Here is a 12895-nt window from a genome sequence, read left to right on the forward strand (position 1 = left end):
CAAAAAACCCTAAGAGACGATGCTCTTAGGGTTAAAAGTTGCGATTCGCGACATTTAAACGGTTGAGCGCGCGACGTAAAGCTAGCTCAGCCCGCTTATGATCAATATCTTCTTGTTTCGCTTGCAGACGGCGTTCAGCCCGCTCTTTCGCCGCTTTTGCGCGCGCCACATCAATATCTTCTGCTCGTTCCGCTGCTTGCGCCAAAATCGTGACGCGATCAGGGCGAACTTCTAAAAAGCCGCCGCTCACCGCGACAAGCTCTGTCGCGTTTCCTTTTTTCAAACGAACCGCGCCAATCTCTAGCGGTGCGACCATCGGAATGTGCCCTGGCAACACGCCGAGTTCGCCGCTTTGCGCTTTAGCGCTCACCATTTCCACATCCGCTTCATATACTGGGCCGTCCGGAGTTACGACACTGACTTTAATCGTCTTCATGGAAAATCCTCCTCGGTCCCTTATTAAACTTCTACGCCCATTTTTCTCGCTTTTTCAATTACTTCTTCAATGCGGCCAACTAAGCGGAACGCATCTTCTGGAAGATGGTCATATTTTCCTTCCAAAATTTCTTTAAAGCCACGAACTGTCTCTTTTACAGGAACGTATGAACCTGGTTGTCCTGTAAACTGTTCAGCAACGTGGAAGTTTTGTGATAAGAAGAACTGAATGCGACGAGCGCGATGAACGACAAGTTTATCTTCTTCTGAAAGCTCATCCATACCGAGAATCGCAATAATGTCTTGCAATTCTTTGTAGCGCTGTAACGTTTGTTGTACTTTGCGCGCAACTTGATAGTGCTCTTCACCGACGATTTCAGGCGAAAGCGCACGAGATGTCGATGCGAGCGGGTCTACCGCTGGGTAAATACCCATCTCTGATAGTTTACGCTCTAAGTTTGTCGTTGCATCTAAGTGTGCGAACGTTGTCGCTGGCGCTGGGTCTGTGTAGTCGTCCGCTGGTACGTAAATCGCTTGGATCGATGTAACCGAACCGACTGCTGTTGATGTAATACGTTCTTGTAATTGACCCATTTCTGTCGCAAGCGTTGGTTGGTAACCTACCGCCGAAGGCATGCGTCCTAATAGGGCGGAAACTTCTGAACCTGCTTGCGTGAAGCGGAAAATGTTATCGATGAAGAACAATACGTCTTGTCCTTGCTCATCACGGAAATATTCCGCCATCGTCAATCCTGTTAATGCGACGCGCATACGTGCTCCAGGCGGCTCGTTCATTTGACCGAATACCATCGCTGTTTTGTTAATAACGCCAGAGTCTTTCATTTCATGGTACAAGTCGTTTCCTTCGCGCGTGCGCTCACCGACGCCCGCGAATACGGAAATACCACCGTGCTCTTGCGCGATGTTGTTAATTAACTCTTGAATTAAAACCGTTTTTCCTACCCCTGCACCGCCGAACAAACCGATTTTTCCACCTTTAATATAAGGTGCAAGCAAGTCAACGACTTTAATTCCCGTTTCAAGAATTTCAACTTGTGTTGAAAGCTGTTCGAATTTTGGTGCCGGACGGTGAATTGAATCGCGGCGAGCGTCTGCTGGGATGTCTTCCCCTAAGTCAATCGGCTCCCCTAGTACGTTAAATACGCGTCCGAGCGTCACTTCACCGACAGGAACAGAAATTGGTGCTCCTGTATCAATGACTTCCATGCCACGCACTAATCCGTCTGTCGTTGACATCGCAATTGTGCGTACTGTATCGTCCCCAAGGTGAAGGGCTACTTCTAACGTTAAGTCGATATCGACTTCTTTTTCGTTACGCGCTTTATGTTTAATTTTTAGGGCGTTGTAAATCGCAGGTAAATGTCCGTCTTCGAACTTGACGTCTACAACAGGACCCATAACTTGAATAACGCGTCCTTTTGCCATCGTTTTCCCTCCTAACTGCTAATCAACCTTATTGCAATGCGTTCGCTCCGGCCACAATCTCTGTAATTTCTTGCGTAATCGCTGCTTGACGGGCACGGTTGTAAGAAAGTGTAAGCGTCCGAATCAATTCTTTTGCGTTGTCTGTTGCGTTTTTCATCGCTGTCATCCGCGCAGCATGTTCGCTCGCTTTTGCATCTAGCAAAGCACCGTAAATTAAGCTTTCAGCGTATTGCGGCAACAACACTTCTAAAATTTCTTCTTGCGACGGCTCGAATTCGTAAGCTGTCAACTTTTTATCAGAAGCTAAGTCCGTTAACGGCAATAGCTTTTTCTCCGTTACATCTTGTTGGATGGCGCTCACGAAATGATTATAAAACATATACAGTTCATCAAACGTGCCATCCGCAAACATATTGACGGTTTTGTTCGCAATTTCTTTAATATCCGCAAACGTCGGTTGGTCTGGCAAACCGGTAATATGTAAAGCTACCGGGATGTTGCGGCGTTTAAAGAAATTTAAACCGACGCGGCCGATGGCGATGATCGCATATTCCTCTGTTGAACGGTGACGCTCTTGAATCGTTTGGTATACCGTACGGAGCACGTTGCTGTTGTAAGCCCCTGCTAAACCGCGGTCAGACGTAATGACTAAATATCCCGTCTTTTTGACTGGGCGCTTCACAAGCATCGGATGAGAAGCGTCATTGCTGCCAAGCGCAACGCTCGCGACGACTTCTTGAATTTTTTCCATGTACGGCGTGAACGATCTCGCATTATGTTCAGCACGGTTTAACTTTGAGGCCGAGACCATTTCCATCGCTTTCGTAATTTGGCTCGTCTTTTTTGTCGTATTAATGCGCGCTTTAATATCGCGTAACGATGCTCCCAAAGGTTTCACCACCTTTTTCGCTCAATTGTTGAAAGGGACGGAACAGCCATGCTGTTCCGCTTTCCACTTTTGTTACTCTGATACAACAAACGTCTTTTTGAACGCTTCAATTGCTTTATTGAAGTCTTCTTCGTTTGGAAGATCGCCTGTTGTGCGAATATGTTCCATTAACTTTTGACCGTTCTCGTCCTTATCTAACCATGCATGGAACTCTTTTTCAAAGCGGCGAATATCTTCGACTGGAATATCGTCTAAGAAACCGCGCGTTAATGCATAAATGATCGCTACTTGCTTTTCAACTGGCAGCGGCTCATGTAAACCTTGCTTTAACACTTCAACTGTGCGCGCACCGCGGGCAAGTTTTGCTTGTGTCGCTTTATCAAGGTCGGAACCGAACTGCGCGAACGCCTCTAACTCACGATATGCCGCTAAGTCAAGACGCAACGTACCTGATACTTTTTTCATCGCTTTAATTTGTGCTGCCCCACCGACGCGCGATACGGAAAGACCGGCGTTAATCGCTGGACGCACACCAGAGAAGAACAAATCAGACTGCAAGAAAATTTGTCCGTCTGTAATGGAAATGACGTTCGTCGGAATGTATGCCGAAATGTCGCCCGCTTGCGTTTCAACGAAAGGCAACGCTGTTAATGAACCTGCACCTTTTGCATCGCTTAATTTTGCTGCGCGCTCAAGCAAGCGAGAGTGCAAGTAGAATACGTCACCCGGATACGCTTCACGACCTGGTGGACGGCGTAATAATAACGAAAGCTCACGATAAGCTGCCGCTTGTTTCGACAAGTCATCGTATACAACGAGCACGTGTTGTCCTCTATACATGAAGTATTCGCCCATCGTTACGCCCGCATATGGCGCTAAGAATAAAAGTGGAGCTGGCTGTGATGCAGAAGCTGTAACGACGATTGTATAATCTAATGCACCGTATTTACGCAACGTTTCAACGACGTTACGAACGGTTGATTCTTTTTGTCCGATCGCAACGTAAATACAAATCATGTTCTTTCCTTTTTGGTTAATGATTGTATCTACCGCAACGGACGTTTTTCCTGTTTGACGGTCTCCGATAATTAACTCACGTTGACCACGACCGATTGGCACAAGCGCGTCAATCGCCTTAATTCCCGTTTGTAATGGCTCATGAACAGATTTACGATCCATAACGCCAGGCGCCGGACTTTCAATCGGACGAGTTTCCGTCGTTTCAATTGGACCAAGTCCGTCTACTGGTTGTCCTAATGGGTTTACGACGCGACCGATTAACGCCTCTCCAACTGGCACTTCCATAATGCGACCTGTACGACGTACTTCGTCGCCTTCTTTAATGCCTGTGTACGGTCCTAAAATAACGATACCGACGTTGTTTTCTTCTAAGTTTAGCGCCAGTCCCATGACGCCGTTGGCAAACTCAACAAGCTCTCCTGACATGACGTTGTCGAGGCCATGAGCACGAGCGATTCCGTCACCGACTTGAATGACTGTACCGACATCGCTCACTTCGATTTCAGACTGATAGTTTTCAATTTGCTTTTTTATCAGCGCGCTAATTTCTTCCGCTTTGATGCTCATGCATTTCACCCCTATCTATAAATGTTAGCGAGTTAACTGTCGCTGTAATCTTGCTAATTTTCCGCTGACGCTTCCGTCGAAAATGCGGTTGCCGATGCGCACTTTTACCCCACCGATGACGTCTTTATCGACGATGTTTGTGATGCGAAGCGTGTCGACGCCGACTTTTTTCGCAAATACTTCTGCAAGCGCCTTCGTTTCGTCTTCCGTTAACGGACGAGCCGAATAGACGATCGCTTCAGCTACATCGCGCGCCTCATTCGCTAGCGCAATAAACGCATCTGCCAAATCTTCTACAATGTCGATGCGATGGCGATCTAAAAGCAACATGAACGTATGTTGCAAGACGGTCGAAATATTTGCAAACGCTTCTCGGATGAGCGCTTTCTTTTTCGCTAGCGCAACTTTCGGATGGTTCAACACAGAAAGAAGCGCTTCATTTTGTGCAAATACTTGTTTCACGACGCGAAGTTCTTGTTCGAGCTGATCAAGAAGCTGTTGTTCTTTCGCAATTTCAAAAAGTGCCGACGCATATCGTTTCGCTACGACTTGTTTGTTCATCGGCCTTCTCCTACCTCTTGAATGTACTCGCTAATCAGCTTCGCTTGATCTTGTTCGCTCAATTCTTTTTCAATTACTTTCGATGCAATAAGTACGGATAAAGAAGCAACTTGTTGGCGTAACGCTGCCATCGCTTGTTCTTTTTCTTGCGCGATCTCTTTTTTCGCTGCTTCCTTTAAGCGCTCTGCTTCGGCGCGCGCCGCTTGAATGATTTGCTCTTTTTGCTCTTCGCCAAGCTTGCGTGCTTCTTCGATAAGCGCTTGCGCTTCTTGGCGCGATTTTTTCATTAATTCACGTTGCTCTTCTGCAAGCTTTTTCGCTTCTTGATGATGTTTTTCTGCTTGCTCGATTTCGTTCGCAATATGCTCTTCACGTTGTTTCATGACGCCCATTAAAGGCCCGAATGCATATTTGCGAAGCAAGAACATGAGCAAGAGGAACATGATTAATTGGAATGCGATATCACCGCCGTTGAACCCATGTCCACCAGCGCCTAATACAAACATGTTTACCACCGCGCGTTTCACTCCCTTCAAAAATCGCCCGAATATCGATCGGAACGTGTGCGTACGAACATAAAGGAATGGCGAAGGTTCTCATGGAATGATCTTCGCCATTGTTGAACGAGTTTCGTTTCCGTATGCAGTTACAGCTCGTTTCGAACGAGCGCTCATCTTTAGCGACCTTGAACCATGAACGCGATAACGACCGCGATGATCGGAATCGCTTCGACTAACGCTACCCCGATGAACATTGTTGTTTGTAACATACCGCGCGCCTCTGGTTGACGTGCGATTCCTTCCACCGTGCGAGATACGATTAAACCGTTACCAATACCAGCACCAAGTGCCGCTAAACCAATTGCAATTGCAGCTGCTAATACACCCATTTGAAAAGTCCTCCTTCAATTTTGTATGTTGATAATGAATGTGTATGAAAATTAATGGTCATGACTCACTTTGTGCGCCATATAAACCATTGTTAACATCGTGAAAATAAACGCTTGGATCGCGCCGACGAAAATACTGAATCCTTGCCATGCGAGCGTTGGAATAATCGCCGCAATCGTTCCGCCGACCCCTGTCGCTAAACTTCCCGCTAAAAGCGCCAATAAAATTTCGCCCGCAAAAATATTTCCGTATAAACGGAGACCGAGCGTTAATGTATTTGCAAACTCTTCAATAATTTTTAACGGGAATAAAATTGGCATCGGGCTGACGAACCCTTTGGCGTATTCTTTAAAGCCGTTTAATTTAATGCCATAATAATGGGATAACGCCACAACCATCGTCGCCAACGTTAGCGTAACGACCGGGTCAGCAGTCGGTGATTTCCACCATAATTTATTGTCAATGACAACTGAAAATGGAAGACCAAGCATATTCGCTACGAAAATATACATGATGAGCGTCATGCCGAGCATGTGGAAACGTCCACCTGTCTTCCAATCCATGTTGCTTTTAATAATCCCTTTGACAAAATCCATGACCCACTCTAGAAAATTTTGCATACCTGTTGGCTTCATCGACAAGTTGCGCGTTGCCAATAAAGCGATGACAAACACAATGACGGATGTAACCGTAATCATTAATACGTTGGCTAAGTTAAACGTTAAGCCAAACAACGTGTATAAAGGAGCTTCGTGATGCATCTGTACTCACCTCTCTTCCCCTTTTGTATTTTGGAAAAAGAAATCTATTATAATGACAATGTAAGATGTCATTAATCCCACTACGATCCATCCAACGGAAAACTGTTCAGGCCAACGAAAAGCAATAAATACGGCAAACGCCGCCGCTGCCATACGCGACATCATGCCAAGCGAACGCGCTTTTTGACCAGACGCAACCGCTTGTCCAAACCGCTCAACTTTCCGCACCATCGTCCAGCTGTTATATGAGCTAATGATCGTTCCGAGAAGCAAACTTGAAAACGCTTGCTTATACGGCGTAAATGCCCAACCAAGCACATAAACGGCCAACAAATATAGTATGTATGATTTGTGACGTCGCCAATGTCGCTGTAGTTCGTTCATTTTTCCTCTCCTGAAAAAAATGAGCGAATGAGGCGAATCATCGCATAAACACCAGCCGCTAAACCGAGCAACAAACCGACAATCAAAAAGAGCGGTTCAGTGTCAAAACGCTCGTCAACAAAACGCCCTCCAAAAATCCCAACTAAGACGGAACCGACAAGTTGAGAAGAGATGGCCGTCATCAAACCGATCGCTCGAAACGGATGGCGCTCACGTTGTCGCATACGAAAGCCTCACTTTTCATTTTCAGAATTTACTGTATTTTAAAAAAGGTTATCCTTATCCCTTTGTAAGCATACAATAGTGAAAACGCGATGTCAATGCGTTCGGTCACAAAAGTAGGGAAAATTTTTGGTAGAAAAAAGGGATGCGTCATCACATCCCTTTTTCGTGTTGAAATGGCGTCGGTGGAACATCGCTTTGCCCGAAATAATAACGAATCGCTTCGACAATCCGCTTTGATGCCCATCCGTCACCATACGGATTTGACGCTTTCGCCATTTGGTCATATGCTTTTTCGTCCGTCAGTAGCTCGCTAGCTAACTTGTAAATCGTTTGTTCGTCCGTTCCAGCTAATTTTAGCGTTCCCGCCTCGATCCCTTCCGGACGCTCTGTCGTATCGCGCAACACGAGGACAGGCACACCGAGGGAAGGCGCCTCTTCTTGAACGCCGCCTGAATCGGTTAAAATCATATATGCACGGGCTGCGAAGTTATGGAAATCTACGACATCTAACGGCTCGATTAAATGAATGCGTTCATCGTCTCCTAGTATATCATTCGCCAGTTCGCGAACGACCGGATTCAAATGGACGGGATAAACAACTTGAACGTCGCGATAATCGTCTACGAGCCGTTTAATCGCTCGGAACATATTGCGCATCGGTTCACCGAGGTTTTCGCGGCGATGCGCCGTCAATAAAATCATACGGCTTCCCGCTACCTTTTCTAAAATCGGATGGGTATACGTGTCGCGCACCGTCGTTTTTAACGCGTCAATCGCGGTGTTGCCGGTAATAAAAATGGCGTCGTCCCGCTTGTTTTCCGCTCGTAAATTTTCTGCCGCTTTCGCTGTCGGAGCAAAGTGCAGATCAGCTAACACCCCCGTTAATTGGCGATTCATTTCTTCTGGAAACGGCGAGTATTTATTCCACGTTCTTAATCCCGCTTCCACGTGCCCAACAGCAATTTGGTTGTAAAACGCTGCAAGGCTAGCGACAAATGTCGTTGTCGTGTCGCCGTGGACGAGCACGATGTCGGGCTTTACTTTTTTCATGACGTCGTCTAAACCAGCAAGCGCCCTCGTCGTAATATCGACAAGCGTTTGACGCTCTTTCATAATGTTTAAATCGTAATGCGGCTGAATGCCAAAAATATCAAGCACTTGATCAAGCATTTGACGATGTTGCGCTGTAACGGTAACGATCGACTCAATGTCCTCGTATTGTTGCAATTGTAAAACGAGCGGAGCCATTTTAATGGCTTCCGGTCTCGTTCCAAAAATGGTCATGACTTTTCGTTTTCCCATTATGCTCACCTTACTTCGTCCCGAATAGACGGTCTCCAGCATCGCCAAGACCCGGCACAATGTAGCCATGATCGTTTAGTTTTTCGTCTAATGCAGCGATGTAAATGTCGACGTCTGGATGCGCTTGTTGCACCGCTTCTACCCCTTCTGGTGCAGCAATTAAGCACATAAACTTAATGTTTTTCGCACCGCGCTTTTTTAACGCATGAATCGCTTCGACAGCCGATCCCCCTGTCGCAAGCATCGGGTCGACAACAATAAAGTCGCGCTCTTCAACGTCTGTCGGAAGCTTCACGTAATATTCAACAGGCTTTAACGTCTCTGGATCGCGATACAATCCGATATGACCTACTTTAGCAGCCGGAATGAGCTTTAAAATGCCGTCTACCATTCCGATTCCTGCACGCAAAATCGGGATGATACCTAATTTTTTCCCTGCGATCACTTTCGCTCTCGCTTTGCTGACAGGCGTCTCAATTTCAACTTCTTGAAGCGGCAAATCGCGTGTAATTTCAAACGCCATAAGCGTCGCCACTTCCTCGACAAGCTCTCGGAACTCTTTCGTTCCTGTATGTTTGTCGCGAATGTATGTAAGCTTATGTTGAATTAACGGATGATCAAATACGTACACTTTACTCATGTCAGTCGCCCCTTTTTTCATATGCATTCTTGTAAATTTTACATAAAAACAACCGAGGATTCAACTTACGATTAAAGAAAAAGGTGCCCCGATGGACACCTTATACGTACAGTGGAAATTTTTCAGTTAATGTGGAAACACGTTGGCGCGCCTCTTCTAATTTTTGCTCATCGTCTTTATGTTTGAGCGCAAGCGAGATGATGCGCGCAATTTCATCCATTTCCTCAAGCCCAAATCCGCGGCTTGTCACCGCTGCTGTACCGATGCGAATGCCGCTAGTAACAAACGGGCTTTCTGGATCGTACGGAATCGTGTTTTTATTGACCGTAATGCCGATATCATCGAGAACTTTTTCAGCGACTTTTCCTGTTAACCCGATGGAACGTAAGTCGATTAACAACAAATGATTGTCTGTGCCGCCAGAGACGAGCGTAAACCCTTCAGCCGTTAAAGCTTCGGCTAGACGGTTAGCATTGTTCACGATGTTTTGGGCGTATGTTTTAAAGTCATCTTGTAACGCCTCGCCGAGCGCGACTGCTTTCGCGGCGATGACGTGCATAAGCGGCCCCCCTTGAATGCCTGGGAAAATCGCTTTATCAATTTGTTTCGCAAACTGCTCTTGACATAAAATCATTCCTCCGCGCGGACCGCGTAACGTTTTATGCGTCGTTGTCGTCACAAAATGGGCGTAAGGAACAGGGTTCGGGTGCAAACCTGCCGCCACAAGCCCCGCGATATGCGCCATGTCAACCATGAGATATGCGCCCACTTCATCCGCAATTTCACGAAACTTCGCAAAGTCAATCGTGCGAGGATATGCGCTTGCTCCAGCAACGATCAATTTCGGTTTATGTTTTAACGCTTTTTCGCGAACGTCATCATAGTTAATGCGATGCGTTTCTGGATCGACGCCATATTCAACGAAATTGTACTGCATACCGCTAAAGTTCACCGGGCTTCCGTGCGTTAAATGCCCTCCGTGCGACAAATTCATGCCAAGCACTGTATCCCCGTGTTGTAAAACTGTAAAATAGACAGCCATGTTCGCCTGTGCCCCTGAATGCGGCTGAACATTTGCATGCTCGGCTCCGAACAATTGTTTTGCACGTTCACGCGCAAGCTCTTCCACGACGTCGACATGTTCACAACCACCGTAATATCGGCGTCCCGGATATCCTTCTGCATATTTGTTCGTTAACACGGATCCTTGCGCTTCCATCACTGCTTCACTAACGAAGTTTTCTGATGCAATCAGTTCAATTTTTGTTTGTTGTCGTTTTAATTCATCTTGAATGGCTTGAAATACTTTCGGATCTTGCTGTGACAAGCGACTCATCGACAATCCTCCCCTAAATTGTGAATATTCTTTTTTATCTTAACACATTTTCAAATGAAAAAGTGAACAAATTTAACCGATCGAACATGATTTGTTCGCCTTTTCTTGTGAGTACACAGCCCGCTCGCCCCCGATCAATTTCGGTCTCGTTTTGGCAAACGTAACGACCGCATGCCCGATTTGCTTGACGGATGTCCGCACAGGAACAGCGACATGTTTCAAATGCATGCCAATTAACGTCGCACCAATATCAACGCCCGCATCTGCGCGAATATGTTCAACGACGACAGGGTCAGCAAGTTGTGTATACGCATACGCCGCCATCGCTCCACCTGCGTTGCGAACGGGAATGACAGTTACGATTTCAAGCTGCTTTGCTATAGCTGTTTGCCGCTCAACAACTAACGCGCGATTTAAATGTTCGCAACATTGAAATGCAAGCTGGACCCCTGTTTCATCATGCCATCGTTTTAATTCTTGAAACAACATGGCTGCGACATCCATCGTTCCCGCTGTCCCAATTTTTTCTCCGACGACTTCACTCGTGCTGCATCCGATGACGACGACATCGTTTGCTGTTAATGAGACTTGGGCGCGAAATTCGGCTAACGCCGTTTGCCACTGATTGCGCCATTGTTCCATATCCATCACGCCAGTCCCACCTTCACTGTGCACGTTCATAAGTGGAAATTTTTTGAATACGTTGCTCGTGGCGTCCTCCCTCAAACGGTGTAGTAAGCCACACTTTCGCAATTTCTCTTGCTAAGCCCGGTCCGATGACGCGCTCACCCATCGCTAATATATTGCTGTCATTATGTTCACGTGTCGCCTTTGCGCTAAATACGTCGTGAACGAGCGCGCAACGGATGCCTTTCACTTTGTTTGCCGCAATGCTCATACCAATACCTGTTCCACAAATTAATATGCCGCGGTCAAATTCGCCGTTCGCCACTTTCTCCGCTACTGGCAACGCATAATCTGGATAATCAACAGACGTTTCACATTCACAACCGAAGTCTGTATATTCGATGCCCATTTCATCCATTAGTTTTTTAATTTCCTCGCGAATGCGAATGCCCCCATGGTCTGATGCGATTGCTACTTTCACGTTTAAACCCCTCCTTGTTTGTGTAAAGAAAAAACCGTCTCTTTTCATTTTAACGATTCGAGACAGTCTTTTCACTATTTATTATGCTTATAAACGAAAGCGAGCAATCGTTTGTTTTAATTTTTCTGCTTGTTCTCCAAGTTCCGTCGCCAGCTCGCGCATGCTTTCAATGACAGCCGTTTGTTCTTGCGTAGCCGCCGTCACTTCTTCCGCACCAGCCGATGTTTGTTCAGCGATCGCAGCCACTTCTTGCGATTGAACAGATGTTTGTTGAATATATTTCGTTTGTTCATCTACAAGTTGGGCAATTTGTTTTACAGCTTTTGCGACTTCATGAATGGATGCGCTCATATGGGAGATCGCTTCATTCGTTTCGTTTCCTTTTCTCGCTTCGTCATTCGCTTTCTTCACTTGCTCTGTAATTTGTTGAACGACGTTTGCTACTTCATGTTGAATGTTTTGAACGAGTTCAGAAATACCTTGTACTGCTTTAGCGCTTTCATCTGCCAGCTTTCTTACTTCTTCCGCAACGACCGCAAATCCTTTTCCATGTTCGCCTGCCCGCGCCGCTTCAATGGAAGCATTTAACGCCAATAAATTTGTCTGTCCGGCAATATCTCCGACGAGGGAAATGATTTGACCGACTTCTTTCGCATGATCTTCTAAGCGACGTACAACATCAAGCGACGATTCATTGCTTTTTGCCAATTGCTGAATGCCAACGATAAGCGAACCGATTACCCGTCGACTTTCTTCAAGCGTTGTGACCATATCGGTCGATAGCTTTTCAGACTGCATCGCTTTTTGCTGAACGTTCCCTGCAATTGCCAACACATCTTCTACTGCTTCCGCTGTCGTCTGCATCGCAACGGCAGAATTGTCCGCTCCTTTTGAAATTTCGTCAATCGTTCGCGCAATATTTTCCGCTTGTTCTGCCGCAACGCGCGAGACGTTTGTCATTTCCACTACTTTTTCGTTTGTATGAGCGAAGTTTTGTTGGATGTTGCGCACCATTTCGCGCAAATTGTGAAGCATGTCATTAAACGCAAGCGCAAGTGAACGAATTTCATCGTCCGACTTTGGCACAGGTACATCTTGTCCGATTTCACCTTGCGCTGCTTTTAACGCAGCTTGCTCGAGCTGAGAAAGCGGTTTCGTAATAAAGCGCGCCGCAAAGTAGGCTAACACGCCAGACCAAAAAATGCCGAGCAGTAACGTCACAATGGTAAACGTATTTTTTCCAAATGGAAGCCATTGTTTGACGTAATCATAAAGTACGTAAATGTAAAATGCGCTTGTCGAATACGTAATGATGGCTAATACTGTTGTAA

Annotated in this window: 16 protein-coding genes; all 16 read right to left on the bottom strand. The window is 46.2% G+C overall.

Going from position 1 to position 12895, the window contains the following annotated elements; translation table 11 throughout:
- Window positions 1–31 precede the first annotated feature (31 nt).
- Window positions 32–436, bottom strand: a complete 405-nt coding sequence (locus V7Z64_RS07820) for a F0F1 ATP synthase subunit epsilon (protein ID WP_003396996.1) — start codon at window positions 434–436, stop codon at window positions 32–34.
- A 23-nt stretch (window positions 437–459) separates the two neighbouring features.
- Window positions 460–1881: a F0F1 ATP synthase subunit beta gene (atpD, locus tag V7Z64_RS07825; protein ID WP_003396997.1), complete on the bottom strand. Its 1422-nt coding sequence runs from the start codon at window positions 1879–1881 to the stop codon at window positions 460–462.
- Window positions 1882–1909: 28 nt separating this feature from the next.
- Window positions 1910–2770 carry a F0F1 ATP synthase subunit gamma gene (locus V7Z64_RS07830; protein ID WP_003396998.1) on the bottom strand — a complete coding sequence of 287 codons (861 nt, stop codon included), beginning with the start codon at window positions 2768–2770 and terminating at the stop codon, window positions 1910–1912.
- Window positions 2771–2842: 72 nt separating this feature from the next.
- Entirely contained in the window at window positions 2843–4357 is a 1515-nt protein-coding gene (gene atpA, locus V7Z64_RS07835; protein ID WP_003396999.1) for a F0F1 ATP synthase subunit alpha, read from the bottom strand.
- A 24-nt stretch (window positions 4358–4381) separates the two neighbouring features.
- Window positions 4382–4918, bottom strand: coding sequence for a F0F1 ATP synthase subunit delta (locus V7Z64_RS07840; RefSeq protein ID WP_297989559.1), 537 nt, complete (start codon window positions 4916–4918; stop codon window positions 4382–4384).
- Window positions 4915–5424 carry a F0F1 ATP synthase subunit B gene (gene atpF, locus V7Z64_RS07845; protein WP_297989595.1) on the bottom strand — a complete coding sequence of 170 codons (510 nt, stop codon included), beginning with the start codon at window positions 5422–5424 and terminating at the stop codon, window positions 4915–4917. Before atpF ends, V7Z64_RS07840 begins: the two co-directional genes overlap by 4 nt.
- Before the next feature lie 170 nt (window positions 5425–5594).
- Complete coding sequence (atpE, locus tag V7Z64_RS07850; protein WP_003253662.1) at window positions 5595–5807, bottom strand: F0F1 ATP synthase subunit C; 213 nt, start codon at window positions 5805–5807, stop codon at window positions 5595–5597.
- 51 nt (window positions 5808–5858) lie between these two features.
- Window positions 5859–6569 (bottom strand): F0F1 ATP synthase subunit A, encoded by a 711-nt coding sequence (atpB, locus tag V7Z64_RS07855; RefSeq protein WP_003397004.1) that lies wholly within the window; start codon window positions 6567–6569, stop codon window positions 5859–5861.
- Between the two features lie 6 nt (window positions 6570–6575).
- On the bottom strand, window positions 6576–6953 hold the full coding sequence (locus V7Z64_RS07860; RefSeq protein ID WP_297989585.1) for an ATP synthase subunit I: 378 nt from the start codon (window positions 6951–6953) through the stop codon (window positions 6576–6578).
- Window positions 6950–7177, bottom strand: a complete 228-nt coding sequence (locus tag V7Z64_RS07865) for an AtpZ/AtpI family protein (RefSeq protein ID WP_297989587.1) — start codon at window positions 7175–7177, stop codon at window positions 6950–6952. The genes V7Z64_RS07860 and V7Z64_RS07865 overlap by 4 nt, the downstream gene beginning before the upstream one ends.
- 151 nt (window positions 7178–7328) lie before the next feature.
- Entirely contained in the window at window positions 7329–8480 is a 1152-nt protein-coding gene (gene wecB, locus V7Z64_RS07870; protein WP_219985434.1) for a non-hydrolyzing UDP-N-acetylglucosamine 2-epimerase, read from the bottom strand.
- A gap of 10 nt (window positions 8481–8490) precedes the next feature.
- Window positions 8491–9120, bottom strand: coding sequence for a uracil phosphoribosyltransferase (gene upp / locus V7Z64_RS07875; protein WP_003397013.1), 630 nt, complete (start codon window positions 9118–9120; stop codon window positions 8491–8493).
- A 100-nt stretch (window positions 9121–9220) separates the two neighbouring features.
- Window positions 9221–10456, bottom strand: a complete 1236-nt coding sequence (gene glyA / locus V7Z64_RS07880; protein ID WP_297989590.1) for a serine hydroxymethyltransferase — start codon at window positions 10454–10456, stop codon at window positions 9221–9223.
- 72 nt (window positions 10457–10528) lie between these two features.
- A complete protein-coding gene (locus tag V7Z64_RS07885) occupies window positions 10529–11098 on the bottom strand; it encodes a TIGR01440 family protein (RefSeq protein WP_422101417.1) in 570 nt (189 codons plus the stop codon).
- A 22-nt stretch (window positions 11099–11120) separates the two neighbouring features.
- Window positions 11121–11564 (bottom strand): ribose 5-phosphate isomerase B, encoded by a 444-nt coding sequence (gene rpiB / locus V7Z64_RS07890; protein WP_003397018.1) that lies wholly within the window; start codon window positions 11562–11564, stop codon window positions 11121–11123.
- An 87-nt stretch (window positions 11565–11651) separates the two neighbouring features.
- A partial coding sequence (locus V7Z64_RS07895) for a methyl-accepting chemotaxis protein (RefSeq protein ID WP_297989593.1) occupies window positions 11652–12895 on the bottom strand: 1244 nt, incomplete at its 5' end.

Origin of the sequence: Anoxybacillus sp. (genome assembly GCF_036834105.1) — a bacterium.
Lineage (GTDB): Bacteria > Bacillota > Bacilli > Bacillales > Anoxybacillaceae > Anoxybacillus.